This is a genomic window from Chryseobacterium sp. TQ-BC-N36 (genome assembly GCF_058382295.1).
The window spans coordinates 2703172-2723619 of sequence record NZ_CM178175.1 but is presented as its reverse complement, the minus strand read 5'-3'; the positions used below and the strand labels follow the sequence as shown (position 1 = coordinate 2723619).

16 protein-coding genes are annotated in these 20448 nt (G+C 38.9%); 6 read left to right on the top strand and 10 right to left on the bottom strand.

Going from position 1 to position 20448, the window contains the following annotated elements; translation table 11 throughout:
- Both AC3FI7_RS12165 and AC3FI7_RS12160 read left to right on the top strand, forming a co-directional pair.
- Nucleotides 1-1422: a hypothetical protein gene (locus AC3FI7_RS12165; protein WP_343659671.1), complete on the top strand. Its 1422-nt coding sequence runs from the start codon at nt 1-3 to the stop codon at nt 1420-1422.
- A 24-nt stretch (nt 1423-1446) separates the two neighbouring features.
- Nucleotides 1447-1902: a DUF1801 domain-containing protein gene (locus AC3FI7_RS12160; protein ID WP_142723952.1), complete on the top strand. Its 456-nt coding sequence runs from the start codon at nt 1447-1449 to the stop codon at nt 1900-1902.
- A 306-nt stretch (nt 1903-2208) separates the two neighbouring features.
- Here AC3FI7_RS12160 and AC3FI7_RS12155 read toward each other — a convergent pair whose 3' ends face one another.
- The 5 genes from AC3FI7_RS12155 to AC3FI7_RS12135 form a co-directional block, all read right to left on the bottom strand.
- Nucleotides 2209-3474 carry a TolC family protein gene (locus AC3FI7_RS12155; protein ID WP_491460205.1) on the bottom strand — a complete coding sequence of 422 codons (1266 nt, stop codon included), beginning with the start codon at nt 3472-3474 and terminating at the stop codon, nt 2209-2211.
- Nucleotides 3464-6559, bottom strand: coding sequence for an efflux RND transporter permease subunit (locus tag AC3FI7_RS12150; RefSeq protein WP_491460204.1), 3096 nt, complete (start codon nt 6557-6559; stop codon nt 3464-3466). The genes AC3FI7_RS12155 and AC3FI7_RS12150 overlap by 11 nt, the downstream gene beginning before the upstream one ends.
- Nucleotides 6560-6574: 15 nt before the next feature.
- The gene (locus AC3FI7_RS12145) at nt 6575-7678 is read right to left on the bottom strand and encodes an efflux RND transporter periplasmic adaptor subunit (protein ID WP_142723956.1); all 1104 of its coding nucleotides are present in this window, start codon (nt 7676-7678) and stop codon (nt 6575-6577) included.
- 66 nt (nt 7679-7744) lie between these two features.
- Nucleotides 7745-10417 (bottom strand): magnesium-translocating P-type ATPase, encoded by a 2673-nt coding sequence (mgtA, locus tag AC3FI7_RS12140; protein ID WP_491460203.1) that lies wholly within the window; start codon nt 10415-10417, stop codon nt 7745-7747.
- A gap of 24 nt (nt 10418-10441) precedes the next feature.
- Complete coding sequence (locus AC3FI7_RS12135; protein ID WP_142723959.1) at nt 10442-11140, bottom strand: MgtC/SapB family protein; 699 nt, start codon at nt 11138-11140, stop codon at nt 10442-10444.
- 395 nt (nt 11141-11535) lie between these two features.
- On the opposite strand from AC3FI7_RS12135, the gene AC3FI7_RS12130 reads away from it, so the two are divergent.
- Entirely contained in the window at nt 11536-12381 is an 846-nt protein-coding gene (locus AC3FI7_RS12130) for an EamA family transporter (RefSeq protein ID WP_491460202.1), read from the top strand.
- Between the two features lie 227 nt (nt 12382-12608).
- Here AC3FI7_RS12130 and AC3FI7_RS12125 read toward each other — a convergent pair whose 3' ends face one another.
- The gene (locus AC3FI7_RS12125) at nt 12609-13970 is read right to left on the bottom strand and encodes an ATP-binding protein (RefSeq protein WP_491460201.1); all 1362 of its coding nucleotides are present in this window, start codon (nt 13968-13970) and stop codon (nt 12609-12611) included.
- Between the two features lie 45 nt (nt 13971-14015).
- Entirely contained in the window at nt 14016-14702 is a 687-nt protein-coding gene (locus tag AC3FI7_RS12120; protein WP_142723964.1) for a response regulator transcription factor, read from the bottom strand.
- A gap of 99 nt (nt 14703-14801) precedes the next feature.
- On the opposite strand from AC3FI7_RS12120, the gene AC3FI7_RS12115 reads away from it, so the two are divergent.
- Entirely contained in the window at nt 14802-15479 is a 678-nt protein-coding gene (locus tag AC3FI7_RS12115; RefSeq protein WP_491460200.1) for a YiiX/YebB-like N1pC/P60 family cysteine hydrolase, read from the top strand.
- Nucleotides 15480-15639: 160 nt separating this feature from the next.
- Nucleotides 15640-15951 (top strand): NIL domain-containing protein, encoded by a 312-nt coding sequence (locus tag AC3FI7_RS12110; RefSeq protein WP_142723966.1) that lies wholly within the window; start codon nt 15640-15642, stop codon nt 15949-15951.
- A gap of 376 nt (nt 15952-16327) precedes the next feature.
- Here the strand turns inward: AC3FI7_RS12110 and murA are convergent, their stop codons facing one another.
- Both murA and AC3FI7_RS12100 read right to left on the bottom strand, forming a co-directional pair.
- A complete protein-coding gene (gene murA / locus AC3FI7_RS12105) occupies nt 16328-17635 on the bottom strand; it encodes a UDP-N-acetylglucosamine 1-carboxyvinyltransferase (protein WP_142723967.1) in 1308 nt (435 codons plus the stop codon).
- Nucleotides 17635-18288 carry a DUF4290 domain-containing protein gene (locus AC3FI7_RS12100; RefSeq protein WP_343659662.1) on the bottom strand — a complete coding sequence of 218 codons (654 nt, stop codon included), beginning with the start codon at nt 18286-18288 and terminating at the stop codon, nt 17635-17637. The genes murA and AC3FI7_RS12100 overlap by 1 nt, the downstream gene beginning before the upstream one ends.
- A 187-nt stretch (nt 18289-18475) precedes the next feature.
- Between AC3FI7_RS12100 and AC3FI7_RS12095 the strand changes: the two genes are divergently transcribed.
- Nucleotides 18476-19915: an alpha-amylase gene (locus AC3FI7_RS12095; RefSeq protein WP_142723971.1), complete on the top strand. Its 1440-nt coding sequence runs from the start codon at nt 18476-18478 to the stop codon at nt 19913-19915.
- A gap of 119 nt (nt 19916-20034) precedes the next feature.
- Here AC3FI7_RS12095 and AC3FI7_RS12090 read toward each other — a convergent pair whose 3' ends face one another.
- Nucleotides 20035-20445, bottom strand: coding sequence for a thiol-disulfide oxidoreductase DCC family protein (locus AC3FI7_RS12090; RefSeq protein ID WP_491460199.1), 411 nt, complete (start codon nt 20443-20445; stop codon nt 20035-20037).
- Nucleotides 20446-20448: the final 3 nt, after the last annotated feature.

The window sequence follows — 20448 nt, the reverse complement described above, 5'->3', positions numbered from 1 at the left end:
ATGATTAAACAGATTATTGCTTCGGCATTAATTACTGCTTCTGTGTGCGCTTATGCGCAGACAAAAGTGACTGAAGGAACAAAATTTACTGTGGATGCCAATCTTGAAACTGATGATAAACTGGTATTGGCAGATGATTACAATTCTTATATGTTCAGTGCCATCAATATTGACGGCCTTATGAGAAATGTTTTCCCTCATAAGAAATTACTGATGAGAAAACTGGATCAGAACGGAAGTCTTGTGGACACCTATGTAAAAGATTACGCGAATAAAACAAACGGCGTGCTTCACAATTATCTGGGATCACAGCAGATCGATGATGATAAATTTATAGCATTTACGGAAGAGTATTTCGGTAAAGAAAACAGGAAGGAAGTTTTTCAGCATGTTTTCAGTAAAAAAGAAGGTACTTTTACCACAAAAAGCATTGCAAAATACAGCATTGAATCTACCAATAAATCAGGAACAACGTATGTTCTTTTCTCAGAAAACGGAAAATATGCTGCGATCTTCAATGACAGATATGCCAACAAAAAGACCGATAATGTGAATGATGTGCTGGTCCTGGATCTGAGAACCCTTTCTCCGGTCTGGAACAAAGAAATCACATTAAGCAATGATTATGTTGAAAAGTCTTTGACACTGACGAACTCAGCGAAAATTGTCGTATTGCGTAAGGCTGCAGGATGGAAAGAATCTTATAAGCTGGAACTTGTTTCTAACACAGAGGACAAGGATCTTCCGTTTGATGACAAATATATTCCTGAGAAATTATATGCATTCAGTAAAAATGACAGCGATTATCTGGTAACCTTTGGAAGAAAAAATGCAGCAGTTACCATTGGTGCAAGTACTTTCGGCACAGTAATGTTTTATGATATGAAGTCAGGAAAAGCAGTGATCAGCAATACTAATTTAGCAGGGAGCAAAGATATGAGCGATGTAAAGGTCATCAAAACAATTGTAAAGGGTGATGAGACTTTAATGGCTGTTCAGCAGGAAACGGTGACAAGACCTATGCCTACGGCAATGAATCGCTTCCCTGATCCTGTGTATTCATTGGATGCCGGAATGCTGATCAAGTTCAATAAAGAAGGAGAAGTAAAGCAATTCGTTGCTGCAGGAGCTTCTACAGGAAAAAGAATTCATATCGTTGAAGCTGGAGAAAAGCTTTATATTTCAGCTTTCTATCCTAAAGGAGCCTTTGGAAACACAGGATTTTCTATGAAAGTTTTTGATTTTGCGAATCTGAAACCTCTGGAAGTAAGTCTTGATTATAAAGGAAGAAATTTCTTCCAAAATTATGGTTTTGCAGACGGAAATATGATTCAGTATGTTCCGAATGTGAATAAAATGATGTTCCTTCAAAAGAGCAGCAAAGATGTTCAGATGTTCAGTGTATATAATTTTATAAAATAATCGTATTTTAGAAAAAAATACAATATGCAGATTCAGTCAGTTTCCATAGAAGATTATATCTCAAAAATTCCTGAGGAAAGACAGGAAGCTTTCAAAAAACTTTATGATACGGTGAATGACAATCTCCCGAACGGTTTTGAAGAAGCTACCAATTATGGCATGGTTGGATGGGTCGTTCCTTTGGCAACATTTCCTGCGGGATATCACTGTGCTCCCGGTACACCGCTGCCATTCATCAATCTGGCTTCCCAGAAGAATTTTATAGCCCTTTATCACATGGGGCTGTATTCAAGACCTGAACTTCTGGACTGGTTCGTAGCAGAATACCCTAAACATTCCAAAAAGAAACTGGACATGGGAAAATCCTGTATCCGTTTTAAAAAAGTGGACGATATTCCTTTTGAACTGATCGCTGAACTCAGTAAGAAAATGACTCCTGATGACTGGATCAGAATTTATGAATCGCAGTATAAGAGATAAAAAAGCTCCGAAATCAGATAGATTTCGGAGCTTTTTTATGCTGGGAAATGGAGGCTGGAAGTAATATTTGTGTTAGAATTATTGATTGCCATTTGATGGTAATTTTTTGAGTTTTTTAAAAATTATTGATATTTATATCCAATTTTATATTAATCCTGCTATCTAACGTAGTGAAATGAAGAATCTAAACTTTACATGGGATTCTTTCTTCGTCAGAATGACAATGGTGTAAAATTGTATATAGTTGTCAAATTAATAAAGTGATTTTCATCTATCCATTGGCTTCCATAAACCTCCTTCTTCCAGCTAAAAATGAATATCCCAGATTCCTGCTTTTCTTTCAAGTTCAATTAAAGCCGCTGCATTATCGGCAAGAGCCTGATAATAGTCTTTTCTCACATTGTTATAGGTTCTTTGGGCATTTAACACCTCAAGGATAGAACTTTCTCCTCTTTTATAGCTGTAAATAATGCCTTCCAGAATAGTTTTGGCCTCTGTAAGCATTCCGTTGTGGAATTGTCTTACCTGTTTCTGAGTTGCTGTGTACTGCTGATATGCCTGTATTACCTCAGCTTTGATCATCTGTTCGATCTGTTTGTATTCAACTTCGGCCTGAGAATGGGCTATTTCTGCGATTTTTAATCCTGCATTTCTTCTGTTGGAAAATTTCAGGGGAATGCTGATTCCCATTTTTACAGCATTTACAGTAGGGGAAGGGGCAATCTCGTTGACCGCTTCAGTGTGTCGTTCAGCTCCGGCGCTGATGCCTAAATCAATAACACGATTGGCTTTTTCAAGGCTGATCTGGCTTTTGGTAACCTCCGTATTTTGCCTGGCGGCCAATAGATCTGCTCTTTCATTCAATGCCTGAAGAACAAGATCATCTATACTGAAATCTCTGTTGAAGGCATTGAAATCCCCGGCAGCTTCTCTGTCTGTTATTTTGCTGTCTCCCAAAAATATGGACAGACCGGTTAGAGCTTGCTGTTCTGCGCTTTCAGCCTGATAGACTTCGTTGAGAAGGGAAGAGGCTTCAAGCTTGCTCTGTTTGGATGTAACTAATGATATGGTTCCCAAACGATACCGTATACTATCGGATTTTGCCAGCTGCAGCATATTTTTATAAGAATCCTGCTGAACTTCAAGTAAAGCTTTGGATTTTAATGCATCAATATATCCTAAACTGGCATCAGCACGAAGATTCCTGAAAAAATCCTGTAACTGTATTTTACTCAGCTCAGACTGGTTTCTGGCTAGATTTACCCTTGCTTTTCTTTTACCGCCAAGCTCTAATGTCCAGCCGATTGATGCTCCATATACGTATCCCATATTCTGATTCACACCGTTATTGGTAGTTTCCATTTCCAGTTGAGGATCAGGAAACATATTGGCGGTCTGAATAGCTGCTTCAGCCATACTGACATTATATTTCTGAGACGCATATCCAAGATTTTTATTTCCGACAAGACTCAGGTATTCCTCAAATTGTAAAAGCTCTTTTTCCTGTGCCTTTATTCCTGTAATGCTAAATAATACTACAGTTAATATGATAACATGAACTTTAATTTTCATCTGATTCCAAATTTTGATTTTCCTTGCGGTGCTCAGCCATAAAATAAATAGCCGGCAGCACGAATAGTGTTAAAATAGTAGAGAACATCAGTCCGTAAACAATTACTGTTGCCAAAGGACGCTGTACATCAGAACCGATTCCTGTGGCCAATGATGCCGGGAATAATCCGATTACAGCCACTGTTGCCGTCATCAGTACCGGTCTGAAACGGTCTCCGGCTCCTTTAACGGCTGCCCGTTTCAGATCATATCCTTTTTGGCGGAGATCATTAATGTGAGAAATCATAATCACACCGTTCTGAATGGCAACCCCAAATAATGCAATGAATCCTACTGCTGAAGAAACATTCAGGGACATTCCCCGTAGGTTGAGTGCCAGCATTCCGCCAAATAAAGCTAACGGGACAATGGACATCAGAACCAAAGCCTGTCTGAAATCTCCAAATGCACCATATAATAACAGAAACATAATGGCTAACGCCAATGGAACAATAAATGCAAGTCTTGAATAAGCCCTGTTTTGATTTTCAAACTGTCCGCCCCATTTGATCTGGTATTTCTCATGATCGTATCGGATATCTTTTTCAATTTTATCCTGGGCTTTTTTCAGGAACGAAGAAAGATCAGTACCTCTTAAATTAAGCTTTACCGTAAGATGTCTTTTGTTCATTTCTCTAGTAATAGTGCTTTCACCGGTGCTTAATTTCACTTCTGCTACCTGTGATAGTGGGATTTTCGCCCCGGAAGCTGAAGTCAGCATAAGGTTTCCGATTTTGTCCGGAGTATCGCGGCTGTCTTCGGTATAACGGCATGAAATATCATACACTTTATTGCCGATAAAGATCTGGGAAATAGCTTTTCCTCCTAACGCCACTTCAATAAGGTCAGCAACATCCGCTACATTTAATCCATACTGAGCGATCTTATCTCTATTAGCAATGATCTGCAGCTGAGGTAACGGTGGTTCCTGATCGATAGCAAGATCTGCTGATCCCGGAATTTTATTTAAAGTAGACAACACATTTTCTGCAATACGTCTGGTTTCTTTAAAGTCTTCTCCATATACTTTTACAACCAGCTCACTGTGAGCTCCGGAGATTTTATCCATTACTCCGTCAATCATAGGTTGCGAAAAACCTACCGTGAATCCAGGCATGTCTTTATAATCTGCCGCAAGTTCTTTGATGAGATCTGCTTTTGTTTTCCCGGAAGGCCATTCGCTATAAGGCTTTATTCCAACAGATACTTCAAAGTGAGAAGCGGTCCATGGATCTGTACCATCATCATTACGCCCTGCCTGCACCATCATATAAGTTATTTCGGAATGCTTTAGAGTACGGGCACGAAGAGTATCACTCATTTCTTTTGATTGGGCTAAGGATATTCCCGGAGGCAGCTGTACCTGCAGCCATATAGAACCTTCGTCCAGCTCCGGAAGGAAATCTTTTCCTACGGTGTAAGACAGAATTCCGGAGGATATCAATACAATGATGATCGGAACAACAACTCTTTTGGGAGTCTGCATTATTTTTTCTATTCTTTTTCCATAGGCTGCAGCGAGTTTTTCCAGCCATCTATTGTGATAGATCTTTTGTGGTTTGTGGTAGATAACATACGCCAGTCCCGGGATCAGAAGTAATGCCACAGCGAGTGCGCCCAATAAGGCATATCCTACAGTAAAAGCCATGGGGGTAAACAGTTTTTTCTCTACTCTCTCAAAAGCGAATAACGGCAGATAAGCAGTAATGATAATGATTGTTGAAAAGAAAATGGGCTTGGCTACTTCAATCACCCTTTGGGTAATTGTTTTTTCTTCCAGTGCTTCTTCAGGATTCTCTTCCCTTTTCTTCAGAATGGTTTCCAGCATTACAATAGCTCCATCCACAATGATTCCGAAATCAATTGCTCCGAGTGAAAGAAGATTGGCCGGAATGTTGGTAAAATGCATTAATATGAAAGCAAACAGTAAAGAGAGCGGAATAGTGATAGCCACCAGCAATGCACCTCTCCAGCTTCCGAGAAATACGATCAGTACTATGATAACCAATACAATTCCTTCAGTAAGGGTATGAGAAACAGTCGTAAGGGTTGTTTTTACGAGGTCCGTTCTATCCAGAAAAGCATGAATTTGTACCCCTGGGGGAAGCGTTTCATTATTGAGTTCTTCAATGGCTTCATGAACTCCATCCAGTACCTGGGAGGGATTTTGTCCTCTTAATAAAAGCACGATCCCTTCCACACTTTCAGAATAATTACGTTTTCTGTCGGTGTAACCCAGAATTCCCTTTCTTTCCAGATTTCCGTATTTTAATGTTCCTACATCATTCAGAAATACCGGAACTCCGTTTTGGGTTTTTACTACAATTTTTCCGAGATCGTTTAGATCTTTTACCAAACCAATTCCCCGGATAACATAGGCAATGTTTCCGCGGGGAAGCATACTTCCTCCGGCACTGACATTGTTTTTGGATATTGTTTCGGTAACTTCAGACAAAGACAGGCCATATTGCTCAAGTTTATGAGGATCCAGCTCAATCTGAAACTGGGTGGTAATTCCTCCGAAATTGGTGACATCGGCAATTCCCGAAACCTGTTTGATACGGGGAATGATGACAAATTTTTGTAAATCTGTCAGTTCCCGAAGACTATGGTTGTTGCTTTCAATGATATACCGGTATACTTCGCCGATGGGAGAGGTAAGGGGGTCTAACCCGGGTTGTGCACCATAAGGAAGCTCTACATCTGTCAGTCTTTCCTGAATACGCTGTCGGGCCCAATAATCATCTGTACCATCATCGAAGACCATGGTAATGATGGAAAGTCCGAAGGTACTTTTGCTTCTCATCACATGCATTCCCGGAAGTCCATTCAGTGATCTTTCCAAAGGAATGGTGATCTGCTGTTCCACTTCTTCAGCGGCCAGACCCGGAACCTGTGTTACCACCTGGGAAGTTACGTCTGCAATATCGGGGTAGGCTTCTATGGATAGTCTGGTCCAAGAGTAATATCCAAAGAATCCCAGTAAAAGAAAGAGAGCGAGAATAAGCCATCTCTTCTGTATGGAGAGTGTAAGTAATTTCTTCATAGTTTTTCATTTACATTATTTAGCATCCAGCAAATAAATTCCTCCTTCGGTCATAATGGTTTCTCCGGGTTTTATACCAGATGTTATTCTTACTGTTTTCTGGTCGGTTTCTCCTGTTGTTACAGTACGTTTGGTAAACTGATTTTTGCCGGTTTTTATCCATACATACTGAAAGTTATCCTGCTGCATCAGGGCAGTTACGGGAATCATGACTGTTTTTTCGGGTGTTGTTGAAAAGTTAACAGTGGCATACATGCCCGGTTTTAATTTTCTGTCCGGATTGTCACATTCAATAAGGACTTTGATGCTGCGGGTATCTTCATCTACGATTTCATTGATGTGGTATACTTTTCCGGTAATATTTTTGTCGGGGTAGGCACTTACTTTTACAGAAACCCGATCTCCTGTATTGACAAACCTGATATCTTTTTCTTTTACATCTCCGGAAATCCAGACTTTGGATAATTCTGCAATAATTATTACAGGATCGGCATCTCCTTTCAGATATTGCCCGTTTACAATTTTGTTGGAAATAATTTCTCCGTTGATGGGAGCTCTTACAACCATTGGACTTCCTATACTTCCGCCTTTACTGTTATAGACTTTCAGCGCAGAAGAGGCATTGGAGAGGGATGTTTTTTTATTTTTAAAATCGGTTTCCGCTTCATCCAGTTCTTTCTGAATACCCACTCCATGTTTGACAAGATCCTGCTGACGTCTGTAATTTTTTTCGGCAAGCTGTACGTCATTCAGAGCATCCGTATAGTCCTTTTGAACTGAAAAATAATCAGAAGAAAGGATTTCAAAAAGTGCACTTCCGGCAGAAACACGTTGCCCAAGCTGGATAAATGACTGGGTAATTCTTCCGGAAAAAGGACTGGCAATTTCCGCATAATGATTCGGGATTGCCTGAATTGTTCCTGCTGAAACAACGCCGTCACTGTGCTCCTGTTCGATAACGGGTTGTGTTTTGATTTTTTTGAAAACAGGATTGTTTTCCGGAACGGTCACCCGATCATTTTTTATACGGAGATCATGATCCTGTAAGGTTTCACTTTTTGGGTTTTTACAAGAGGTAACAAATGTCAAAAGTAGCATTGTTAAGACTGTTTTTCTCATATAAGTTATTTATAACCATTGTTTTATTTAATTTATTTTACAGATCTTCGGTTATGACTTTTATTGCTAAAGCCATTGTCCGAATTTTCTGATAAACCATTGTTTAACAAGCTGCGTTAATACACAGTATCCTGTAAGAATTCCTATTAAATAAGGAAAATAGTTCAGGGGCAGTGGCTGCATTTTCAGGTATCCTGCCATGGGACTGAAAGGAATAAGAATTCCGATCAGCATAATTAAACTCGTTAAAGCAACTACTGGTGTGGCCGCCCAGCTTTGGACAAATGGGATCTTTTTTGTTCTGATGATATGAACAATTAAGGTTTGGGATAATAAACCTTCCACAAACCAACCTGTCTGAAACAAACTTTGATGTTCCGGGGTATTGGCTTTGAAAATGAAAAACATTATCGCAAAGGTCACATAGTCAAAAATGGAACTTAAAGGACCGATATAAAGCATGAACTTTTTAATGCTTCCAGCCTCCCATTTTTTCGGTTTCTCCAGAAAATCTTTATCCATTGTATCCCATGGAATGGAGGATTGTGATACATCATACAGTAAATTTTGGGTTAAAATCTGTAATGGAAGCATGGGCAGAAAAGGCAACAGTGCACTGGCTCCGATCATACTGAACATATTCCCGAAATTGCTGCTGGCCGTCATTTTTATATACTTGACAATATTCCCGAAAGTTCTTCTTCCGTAGATTACTCCACTTCTGAGGACCATAAGGTCTTTTTCCAGGAGGATGATGTCTGCGCTTTCTTTGGCAATGTCTGCTCCTGTGTCCACAGAGATTCCTACATCTGCTTCTTTTATAGCTGCTGCATCATTGATTCCGTCACCCATAAAACCAACGGTGTGACCTTTCGATTTTAATATTTTTACAATACGTTGTTTCTGTAGCGGGCTTACTTTGGCAAAAACAGAATAAAGATCCATATCCTTTCGAAGTTCATCATCACTGATGCTGTCCAGCTCATCACCGAGCATAATGGTGTTGATAGGAATTCCTACATCATGACATATTTTTTTAGCCACAATATCGTTGTCTCCTGTCACCACTTTTACTTCAACTCCCAGTTTGTGCAAAGCCTTGATACTTGGTTCAGCAGAAGGCTTTGCCGGATCGAGAAATCCCATGAATCCTGTAAGGGTAAGGTGATTTTCGTCTGCTACGGAATAATTCAGTGGATGGCCGCCATCAAATTCCCGGATAGCAATCAATAAAACCCGCAGTCCTTCGGCATTCAGTTTTTCAGACATTCTTATAATCTGCTGCTTCATGTGAAGATCCAGTGGAACAGTGTTGTCATTCTCAATATGCAGACTGTGATCTTCTCCGGGATCCAGAGCATATTGACATAGTGGGAGCATTTCTTCCACTGCACCTTTGCAGATCATCAGGTGCCTTCCTTTGGAGGTATTAAGAATTACAGACATTCTTCTTCTTTCAAAATCAAAGGGAATTTCATCTACTTTCTGGTAAAGTTCATCTGCTTTCATCAGGTTATGGACTTCAGCATGATCCAGCACAGCCTGATCCAAAAGATTTTTGAGGCCTGTCTGATGAAAACTGTTGAGGTAGCCCCACTTCAATACTTCATCATCTTCAATACCACGAACGTTAAGGTGGGTTTCCAATACAATTTTGTCCAGGGTAAGTGTTCCTGTTTTATCTGTACAGAGAATGTCCATCGCTCCGATATTCTGGATGGCATTTAGCCTTTTAACAATGACTTTCTTTTTGCTCATGTTGACGGCTCCTTTGGCAAGATTGGCGGTAACAATCATAGGGAGCATTTCGGGAGTTAATCCTACAGCAACGGCAATGGCAAACAGTAAAGCCTGCATCCAGTCTCCTTTTACCCATCCGTTGATGATAAAAATAACGGGAGTCATAACCAGCATAAACCGGATCAGCAGATAGCTTACTTTGTTGACACCAATATCAAACGCCGTTTCGGGTCTTTTGGAGACCAGGCTTCGGCTGATGCTTCCGAAATAAGTGAAAATACCTGTATTGGCAACTACCACTGTTGCTGAGCCGCTTACTACATTAGTTCCCATAAAGCATATGTTTTGAAGACTAAGAGGACTGCGCTCTTTAGCATCTTTGACAGGGAGTGCATTTTTTTCCACAGGAAGTGCTTCTCCTGTCAGAATGGATTCGCTGATGAAAAGATCTTTGCTTTTAAGGATTCTGCAGTCTGCAGGAACCATATCACCGGCGGATAAAATAACGATATCACCGGGGACAATTTCAGTAATTTCTATTTCTTCACTTTCATGAAATTTTCTTTTGGTAAGGCAGCTTGTTTTTACCATTTTCTTTAATGCTTCTGCGGCTTTGTTGCTTCGGAATTCCTGAATAAATCTCAGAATTGTACTGAACAGAAGCATGACTGAAATAATGATACTGGTGCTGAAATCTTTCTCGCCCTCAGGAGCAAGAATGGCATCAATGAATAAAGAAATTACCGCTATGCAGGCCAGAATATAATTAAACGGATTAAAAAAAGAATGAGCAAACTGCTTCAGCCATGAAGGGGCTTTCTGTGTGGCAATTTCATTCCTGCCATAAATTTTCAGACGATCTTTTACGGTATTATCGCTGAGCCCCTCCTCCGAGGTTTCCAGCATGGCGTAAATCATTTTTTCGTTCTCAGCAGCAGCTTCTTTTAATTTGACAAGAGCTGCTGAATTGAGATTTTTGTTTGAAGATTTTTTTAACATTGCTTCAATGGTTGTTTTTAAATGTTATAAATCGTTTTCGGTGCCTATAATTTCCCAGCTCACTTTGATGACTTTATCTTCGATAGTAAGTCTGCTGGCTGTTTTTTCCATGAAACTGTCCTGTGGTGTTGAAGCGTGAACTTCCGCTGTAATGATGGCATTTTCAGGCAGGCCGTTGTCATCGCTGGTCAACGATTTCAGTAATACTTTATCATTCCCACTCAGTGACTGCATCAGCTGTACCCGGATATGATTTTCCACTTCACTTTTGCACTTGATGCTGAGAAGGTATTCAGTATAATGGCTTCTGTTATTGATATTGTTTCCCAGCTTTACTCCCAAAGGACGGAGAATGACATGGGTGAGAATTATAAATCCGCTGGTAATGGATGCTTCCAAAGGAAATCCCATAGCGCTGAGTGCCCCTACGGATGCCGAACACCATATTGTAGCGGCTGTATTGAGTCCCCTTACGGTAAGACCGTCTTTCATGATGACACCCCCTCCCAAAAAACCAATGCCACTTACAATATAAGAGGCTATTCTGCCGGTTGCATCCCCACCGATTCTTATGGAGAGAAGAACAAATGCTGCGGAGCCCAGACATACAAGAGTGTTGGTACGAAGACCTGCGCTTTTCTGGCGCCACTGTCTTTCAAAACCAATGCTGGCACCAAGGGCAAATGCGGTAAGGAGACGAAGGGTAAATTCTAATGTGTTCATTACTTTTCTGTTTATGGCATGCCGCCGTTATACAGAAAAAGTATCGGCAGAATGCTTAGTTATGGTATTGTAAAGGGTCGGTGTCCATAGGGGTTTTTCTTTGCTGCAAAGGTATTCCACCTTTTAGAGACAGATGGTTAGAAAAGCTTTAGAATATGATTAGAAAATCATTAGGAAAATATCTTTCCGTTCCGGAAACATTCATCCGGAAAGTAAAAAATAATAATACCGTTAAGTCTTATTAATATATGAAAACTGTACCCATTGTAAAAGATAAAAAATCAATACATTTGAGGCGGGTTATTTTATATAATGAATTTCATGATTCGTGCTATAAAACCCTTTTTAATTCCGGAAATTTCTTCCCATAATCTTTTGAATTGTATATGGTAGACATGAAAAAATCAAACATAGCAATACCGGCTACGCTTTTAGCGATTATCTGTGTGCAGGGAGGTGCTTCCATCGCAAAACAGCTTTTTCCTGCTATCGGAGCTATTGGAACGGTTACTTTAAGGATTGTACTTTCAGCTGTTTTGCTTACTTTGATCAACCGTCCGAAATTTTCAACGTTCAACCGGCAGAAATGGAAATACTGTGCTATGTATGGAGTCGGATTGGCAGCAATGAATCTCATTTTCTACATGGCTATTCAAAGAATTCCTCTGGGACTGGCGGTTACGGTGGAATTTGCAGGACCTTTGTTTCTGGCATTGGCCCTGTCCCGCAAATTGCTGGATGTCGTGTGGGCGTTGCTGGCTTGTGCAGGAATTTTGCTGATTGTTCCCTGGAAGAATGATCACGTAGATCTGATAGGACTTGGGCTTGCCTTTCTGGCAGGGATGTTCTGGGCTGTTTATATCGTTATGGGAGGCAAGGTTTCTAAAATAATGGATGGAAAAGATGCGGTAACTACAGGAATGATATTTGCAAGTTTGGTAATTATTCCTTTCACAATATGGGATGGAGCTGTTTTCAGTCTTACTCCGACTATTTTTGTAAAAGGACTAGGGGTGGCTATTCTTTCGAGTGCTTTGCCGTTTTCACTGGAAATTATGGCTTTGAAAAGACTTCCTGCCAAAACGTTCAGCATACTGATGAGTCTGGAGCCTGCATTTGCAGCACTTTCAGGTTTGATTTTCCTTGCTGAAAAATTATCTTTTTTACAATGGATTTCTATTGCCTGTGTGATTGCGGCCAGTATAGGAACAACCATTTTCAGCAGAGTTTCCAATCATTAAGAGTACTTTTATATTATGATAAGGATACATTGGAAAATACAGTTTATTCTGCTGTTGATTTCACTTTTTTTTGTTGGATTGGGTATAAAAAGTATAGTAGAAGAAAAAAGCTCTGGAACGTTTTTGTTAAGACCTTTTTTTCAGATGATTCCTTTTGTAATCAGCAGTATGGTCTTTACGATCAATATTTGCTGGCAATACAAAAAAAGAAAATAAAAAGCTGTCTTTTAGATAATATCAAATATGACAGTGAAAGCGGTTTCATTTTGATCTGATGCCACAGTGATTTTTGCATGGTGAAGGGTAATAATTTTTTCAGTAAGAAAAAGTCCTATTCCATGCCCTTTTTCCTGTCTGGAAGTTTCGCTTCTGTAAAATGGTTCGAAAATATGCTGTAAATCTTCATCATTAATGTTGTTCCCTGTATTGATAAAACTTATTTTAAGAATTTTGGAATTGGATTTTACATCAATTAAACAGGTGTGTTTGGGCGAATATTTACAGGCATTGTCAATGAGATTGTTAAAAGCAACCTGAAGAAGATATTCATTTCCCTGGACAATAAGCTGGTGTTCTTCTACTGAATCTTCTATATTGAGCGAAACTTTATATTCTGAATTTTCTTTTGTGATTTTGGTGTAAGATTCCAGAAGAACTTCATCAAGACGGACTTCCGTAAAACTGATCTCATTGGGGTCATAGCTTGCTTTAGCCAGATCCATCAGACTGTTGGAAAGTTTTACCATATTGCGGGCATCTTCCAGGGCGTATCGGATTGTTTCCTGGTATTCTTCTTTGGTTTTTTCCTTTTCGGAAGCCAGTTCCAGTTCGGTAATAATAGCGGATAAAGGCGTTCTCAGTTCGTGTGAAATATTGGATACAAAATGCTTCTGTGAGTCAAAAGAATTTTCAAGGCGTTCCAGCATTCCATTGAAATTTTGAGCCAGTTCATTCAATTCGTCTTTTTCTTTCGTTGTTTTCAGCCGCAATTGCAGTTTTCCGGCGGTAATCTTTTTAATCTGTGTAACCATTTCACTGAGCGGACTCAATGTTTTTTTGGAAAGGAATATCCCTGCCAGGTAAATCAATATTAAAATACTGAAGAATGAAATAATGCTGATGGTAAAAAGATGAGTAAGATAATCGTAACCGTATTTGTCATAAGCTGCAGCTGTTACCGCATACGTTTTTCCCTCATAATGGTACACCATTCCAACGACCTGCAGATCATTGAGAAAGAAATTGATTTTCTTCTTTTGAAATATCTGTGAAAGCATTTCGGGAGTTTCCTTGACATAATCTACTTTGGCATCATCATGATAAATCAGTTGTTTATCGGAATTGTAAATAGCAACCTGAACTTCATTCAGGGTTCTGGTATTATTTTTATAAAGCTTGTGCATTTCCTGCTCGGGGAGTGAGCTTCGGAAAAACAGATCAGCCTTGGCAATCGCTTCGTTCTGAAGTTCGCTGAAAAAAGATTTCTCCCTGGCTTCCTTGGATGAATAATAGATCGAGATACTGTAAATACTTAAAAGCATTGCAGTGATTAGGGTAAAAAGCAATGTAAGCCGGGTTCTTATTTTCATCCTGATAATTTTTAATTCATCTCAATGATCACTCTGCAGACCTGATCAGTAGTCTTTTTTCAGAATAAATCCCATGCCTGCTTTGGTGTGGATAAGTTTCGTGTCAAAGTCTTTATCTATTTTCTTTCGGAGATAATTAATATAAACATCAATAAAATTGGTGCCTGTATCAAAATGAGTCTCCCATACTTTCTCAGCAATTTCACTTCGGGAAAGTACCTTTTCTGAGTTTTCCAGCATGAATTTTAAGAGATTAAATTCTTTTGGGGTCAGTTTTATCGGAGTATGATCACGGCTTACGGTTTTCTGTTCCAGATTCATTTCAATGCCTTCATATTTAAGAATAAAAACTTTTTGCTGCCGCTGTTGTGAAAAACGTTTCAGAAGTACTTTGATTCTGGCCACCAGCTCCCGCATTTCAAAAGGTTTTGTGAGATAGTCATCCGCTCCGGCATCAAATCCCTCAAGCTTATCATCGGTGGTTCCTAATGCGGTTAGCATAATGATCGGAAGGTTGGGTTTTAATACTTTGATTTCGTTACAAAATTCAAGTCCGTTTTTTTTAGGAAGAACAATATCTGTCACAACAATATCAAACTGAGTCTGTAAAGCCAGCTTCAAACCTGTGGCACCGTCATAAGCTACAGTAACCTCAAATTCAGCTTCCTGGAATCCTTTTGCAATCAATTTCGAAAGCCTGTCATCGTCCTCAACTAATAAAATATGTGGCATGAAATTTTGAAAATATTTGGTTAATATGAAGTGTAGGTCAATATACCAGCAAATGTAATGAATTCTATTTTGTAATTTTGGCCCTGAAAGTATAATCAGATGTCAGAATTTGCAGTGTTTTTCAGAAGAAAAAAAGAAATCATTGTTACCGGGCTTTTGTCCTGCTTAGCAATATTGATGGTTCAATGTAGTTATAGTAATGCCAATTCCGGCAAGATACGGCTAGAAAATGGGGATCTTCTTTTTGTAACAGCGAAAGAATCAGGACTTTCCGGAGCGATCAATAATGTGACTCAAAAAGAAAAGATTGCTTCGTTTGATCATATGGGAATTCTTGAAAAGGAAGATAACCGTTTTTTTGTCCTGCACGCATCTCCTAAAGGCGGTTCTCAGAAACAGATCTTACAAGATTTTATAAAAGATCAGAGAGAAGATGGACAGGAGGTAATTGTTTACCGTTTAAAACCAGAATACAGGAAATCTGTTCCTGACGCTATACAAAAAGCTCATTCCATGCTTGGGAAACCTTATAATTTCAATTATATTCTGGATGAGAATTCATATTACTGTTCAGATTTTGTAGAAAGAGCTTTTCGGGAAAATCATATTTTTAAATTAGAACCTATGACATTTATTGATCCCAAAACAGGAAAAACGAATTCATTCTGGGAAGAATTTTATCGTAAGAGAAATCTGAATATCCCTGAAGGAGAGCTGGGTTGCAATCCCAATGGCCTTGCAGGTTCGGATAAACTGGAAAGGATAGGAAAACTTTAAAATACCGGAAGAAGCTGAAGAGGCTTCTTTTTTTTATGTTAAATTTTTAAAAATATTAGTCTACTAATTTGGTGGACTAATATTTTTTTATATTTTTGTCACAGATTTAAATGCAAAGCGCAATATGATCTGAAAATGTCTAACCCAAAAATGTTTAGCGATGATTACACCTAATCCCGGCCTTCAGGTTTTACAAAATAAAGTGAACCTGCCTAAAAAAGAATTGTTACTGGAAATAGAGTTGAATGGCAAAATGAAATTTGAACATTTAATGAACACCATCTACAATCAACTGGGCATCTGTCATAGAGTGTTATCTGCTAATGTAGAGTACGTGAACGGGTATAGTTTTGGATCTGTACAGTTATATATAAATGTCAATTCAGATGATTATCAGCAGCTTGAAATCTATCTGAATAAAAATAAACTTATCAATACGACGGTAGAATATACCTGCAGAACATATTTTTAAGTGAGATTCATATAGTTTTAATTACTCAAAGTGTCCGGTATTGTACCGGGCACTTTTTATTTTGTATTAAAACCCATGATGACAAAATTCTCTTTTTTGGAGAGATGGCGAAAAATTCAAAGAATTTTTGACGGGGTGGTTAAAAAAGGCGGGTGGTAAAACAAAAAAAGCGTTCAGAACCTTCTGAACGCTTTTTAGTAGAATTATTGACTTATTCCTTTAATTAATACCCGAGATTAATAATTAAAAAAGGTTTTCTTATTGATAACCCTTCGACAGGCTCAGGGTGACAGCTCGAATATTAACCGAAATTTTTAAGCGTTGTCAGGCTGAGCCTGTCGAAGCTATTATTAAAAGGATTAGGTCAGTAAATAATTTAAATTCTTTCGATATCAGCACCGATTGCTCTTAATCTTCCATCAATATTCTCATATCCTCTGTCGATCTGTTCGATATTGTGGATTATAGATTTTCCTTCTGCAGAAAGTGCTGCAATAAGAAGTGCGTTTCCTGCTCTGATATCCGGGGAAACCATCGTTGTTCCTCTTAACGGAGCTTCCTGGTTCAATCCGATTACCGTAGCTCTGTGTGGATCGCATAAAATGATCTGAGCTCCCATATCAATCAATTTATCCACAAAGAATAACCTGGATTCAAACATTTTCTGATGCACCAGAATACTTCCTTTGGCCTGAGTGGCAACGACTAAAATAATAGATAATAAATCCGGTGTAAATCCTGGCCATGGCGCATCTGAAATGGTAAGAATAGAACCGTCAATGAATTTCTGGATTTTATAATGTTCCTGAGCCGGAATATAAATATCATCATTGCTCTGCTCAAGCTGGATTCCTAATTTTCTGAATGTATTCGGGATCACACCAAGCTGGTTCCAGTTTACATTTTTGATGGTAATTTCAGATTTTGTCATCGCTGCAAGACCAATCCATGATCCGATTTCTACCATGTCCGGAAGCATAGTGTGTTCTGTTCCTCTCAGGTAATCTACTCCTTCAATGGTAAGAAGGTTAGAACCGATTCCCGAGATATTGGCTCCCATTCTGTTCAGCATTTTGCATAACTGCTGAAGATAGGGCTCACAGGCAGCATTGTAGATTCTTGTTTTGCCTTTTGCCAATGCTGCAGCCATTACAATATTAGCCGTACCGGTTACAGAAGCTTCTTCCAGCAGGATGAATTTTCCTCTCAGTTCTTTCGCTTTTAAGGAATAAAAATATTCTTCTTCATCATAATTGAATTCAGCGCCTAATTCAACAAGTCCCTGAAAGTGAGTGTCCAGCCTTCTTCTCCCGATTTTGTCACCTCCCGGAGTTGGCATATAAGCTTCTCCATAACGGGCCAGCATGGGACCCATCAGCATAATAGATCCGCGTAATTTTGCTCCGTCCTTTTTGAATTCGTTGGATTTTATATAATCGAAATTTACCTGATCTGCCTTGAAAGTATAATCTCCCTGTCCGTTTTTCGTAATTTTTACCCCAAAATCTCCAAGAATTTCAATCAGTCTGTTCACATCATGAATGTCCGGAATATTTTTGATTCTTACTTCTTCGTCCGTCAGGAGAACCGCACATAAAATTTGTAGGGCCTCATTCTTGGCCCCTTGTGGAGTTATTTCACCCTGCAGTCTTTTTCCTCCTCTTATTTGAAATGTTCCACTCATTATTTTCTGTTTTTATGATTGTTGTTATGCCTTCTCTTGTTGGGCTGGTTTTTATTATTGTTGTTATTGCTGCTGTTCTTGTTGTTTCTGTTGTTATTATTGGTATAATAAATCTTACTTTTTTCAAGAGAATCAATTCCGGTAAGATCCAACCTGTTTTCAGACAGTTCTTTCAGATGTCGGAAAATTACATCATCTGTGACATGTTCTTTATTATAGACATTGTAAGACTTCTTCATATTATTGGCAATGACTTCAATAAGAGCTTCTTTTTCATCTCCGGGTTCCAGTTCAATTGCTTTTTCTATTAATTGAAGAATACTTTTTCCGTAAAATTTAAAATCACCCTGAAGTTTAGGGTATTCCATCTTTTTAGGCCTTTCCGCCAATTGCTCTCTTGTAGGGAATGGATACGGAGATTCTACATCCAGATCATAATCTGCAAGAATAAAAAGATGATCCCAAAGTTTATGTTTATAATTTTCTTCGTCACGAAGTTGTGGGTTTCTCTGACCCATAAAATCGATGATTGCCATAGCCATCTCATTCCTTTCCTCTTTGGTAGGAAGTTCTTTGCAGCGCTCAACCAACTGTTGTATTATTCTGCCATATTCCGGCATATGAAGCTGAGTTTTTTGGGTATTGTATTCCATAGTATGCAAATATATGGATTAAAAGAAAAATTGCTTCGAGAATCTGAAAAATTTATGATTTTTTAATGAAAAATTTAAAAGCTTATATTCTTGATTTATTAGTAATAATTAAAATATTTCCCATTCATTTGAATTTGTTTTTAATAAAATTGTATCTTGGTTAATAGATTGATAATTAGTTATTACGATGAGAAAAACATATTTTTTCCTTTCCCTACTGGCTTTAGCAGTAGCTTATTCATGCCAGAACAGTGATGAATTGATTATGGAGCCTGCCCAACAGCAGGAAGTTCATAATAAAACAGTGAATGTGACACACCACGACGGCCGTCCTTTCAGTACAGGAAAAAGTCAGGAATCCACGCAGGGTAAATTTGTTGCCGGCCCGGGAGGAGGTGTACTAATGCAGGGTTTTTACTGGGATGTTCCTGATGGTGGTAACTGGTGGAATACGGTTAAAGATAAACTGACCTCATGGTCTGATGCAGGAATTGGTGCAGTGTGGCTTCCCCCGGCATCGAAAGCACAGAACGGGGCATATTCTATGGGGTATGATCCAACCGACTATTATGATTTTGGAAATTTTAATCAGAATGGCAGTGTAGAAACACGTTTTGGTTCAAGAACAGAGCTGGAAGCACTGATTACAAAAGCTCATGCAGAAAATATGCAGGTATATGCAGATATTGTTATCAATCATAACAGTGGTGGACAGTCGGAAGCCAACCCTTTTACCGGAACCAATACGTGGACAGATTTCTCGGGGGTGGCTTCCGGAAAATTCCAGAGAAACTATAATGATTTTTATAAAAATGCCTATGGTAATAATGATGAGGGAGCTTTTGGCGGTTTCCCGGATCTGTGTCATGCCAATCCACATGTTCAGGACTGGCTTTGGGGAAGAGATGATTCTGTAGCAAAATATTATAAAAATGTGATGAAATTTGATGGCTGGAGATTTGATTACGTAAAAGGATTTGGCCCTTGGGTGGTCAATACCTGGAACGCAAAAGTGGGAGGGTTTTCTGTGGGTGAGCTATGGGATTCCAATGTAAATACGCTGGAGTGGTGGGCCAATAATGCCAACAGTTCCGTATTTGATTTCGCTGCTTATTATAAAATGGATGAAGCTTTTGATAATGGAAATTTGAATGTTCTGAATGATGATATGATGTGGAAAAGAAACCCATACAAAGCCGTTACTTTTGTGGCCAATCATGATACAGATATTATTTACAATAAGATGCCCGCATACGCTTATATTTTAACCCATGAAGGGTATCCTACTATTTTTTACAGGGATTATGAAGAATGGCTGAATAAAGAAAGACTGAACAATCTGATATGGATTCATAATAATAAAGCTACCGGAACCACTTCTATTCTCTATACGGATAATGATGAATATATTGCGAGACGAAACGGCTATAATGGCAACCCGGGACTTGTTGTTTATATCAACACTTCATCAAGCTGGCAGGAGAGATGGGTGGAAACCAATTGGAGCAGTCAGCAGATTAAAGATTTCACCGGGCATTCAGGCTGGTATCCGACAACACAGGGAGATAAATGGGTGAAAATCCAGTGTCCCCCGAATTCATATTCTGTATGGTCGCTTAATTTATAAGTAATGAGTATTTAATTATCCATCAGGCTTGTCATTCCGTAGGAGCTTCTATGGTGTATTGTTTTTACGCTAACTTGTCGGAGGCTCTTACGGACTGATATTTTTTATCTATGATAAAGCTATACCTGAATAAACTTCCTTCTCTGGTGCTGATCCGGCAGGTAACATTTCTGATTGGCAAGTTTCATTCTGTTTCTGGAAACAATATCATAGGCTTTGTCACTAAGGAATCCTGGTATGATTTTGCCTATAAAGGAGAGTGAATAGATTCCTCCTAAAAGTTTGGCAATCTGTAATATTGCTTTTGATTTAATCAGGTAATACTTTCCAGGTTTCCATAAATATATCGTATTGAAAACTTTTGTTTCCAGCCCTCTTTCTGACAGAAATTTCTGTCCGAAACCGGACTGAAGTGAAGCAAACATGAATTGGTCTTTCCTGTCCCGCTCCAGAATCCACTGTACCCAGAAATTGCAGACTCCGCAATCTCCATCAAAAAATACAATATATTTATCTTCCCAGTTTTCCACGAC

Excerpts from the sequence above, each read along its gene's own strand:
- AC3FI7_RS12135 (WP_142723959.1), bottom strand. The coding sequence starts at position 11,140 with ATGAACACATTAGAATTTACCCTTCGTCTCCTTACCGCATTTGCCCTT.
- AC3FI7_RS12160 (WP_142723952.1), top strand. The coding sequence starts at position 1,447 with ATGCAGATTCAGTCAGTTTCCATAGAAGATTATATCTCAAAAATTCCT.
- AC3FI7_RS12095 (WP_142723971.1), top strand. The coding sequence starts at position 18,476 with ATGAGAAAAACATATTTTTTCCTTTCCCTACTGGCTTTAGCAGTAGCT.
- murA (WP_142723967.1), bottom strand. The coding sequence starts at position 17,635 with ATGAGTGGAACATTTCAAATAAGAGGAGGAAAAAGACTGCAGGGTGAA.
- AC3FI7_RS12155 (WP_491460205.1), bottom strand. The coding sequence starts at position 3,474 with ATGAAAATTAAAGTTCATGTTATCATATTAACTGTAGTATTATTTAGC.
- AC3FI7_RS12120 (WP_142723964.1), bottom strand. The coding sequence starts at position 14,702 with ATGCCACATATTTTATTAGTTGAGGACGATGACAGGCTTTCGAAATTG.
- AC3FI7_RS12145 (WP_142723956.1), bottom strand. The coding sequence starts at position 7,678 with ATGAGAAAAACAGTCTTAACAATGCTACTTTTGACATTTGTTACCTCT.
- AC3FI7_RS12100 (WP_343659662.1), bottom strand. The coding sequence starts at position 18,288 with ATGGAATACAATACCCAAAAAACTCAGCTTCATATGCCGGAATATGGC.
- AC3FI7_RS12115 (WP_491460200.1), top strand. The coding sequence starts at position 14,802 with ATGTCAGAATTTGCAGTGTTTTTCAGAAGAAAAAAAGAAATCATTGTT.
- AC3FI7_RS12130 (WP_491460202.1), top strand. The coding sequence starts at position 11,536 with ATGAAAAAATCAAACATAGCAATACCGGCTACGCTTTTAGCGATTATC.
- AC3FI7_RS12125 (WP_491460201.1), bottom strand. The coding sequence starts at position 13,970 with ATGAAAATAAGAACCCGGCTTACATTGCTTTTTACCCTAATCACTGCA.
- AC3FI7_RS12110 (WP_142723966.1), top strand. The coding sequence starts at position 15,640 with ATGATTACACCTAATCCCGGCCTTCAGGTTTTACAAAATAAAGTGAAC.
- AC3FI7_RS12150 (WP_491460204.1), bottom strand. The coding sequence starts at position 6,559 with ATGAAGAAATTACTTACACTCTCCATACAGAAGAGATGGCTTATTCTC.
- AC3FI7_RS12165 (WP_343659671.1), top strand. The coding sequence starts at position 1 with ATGATTAAACAGATTATTGCTTCGGCATTAATTACTGCTTCTGTGTGC.
- mgtA (WP_491460203.1), bottom strand. The coding sequence starts at position 10,417 with ATGTTAAAAAAATCTTCAAACAAAAATCTCAATTCAGCAGCTCTTGTC.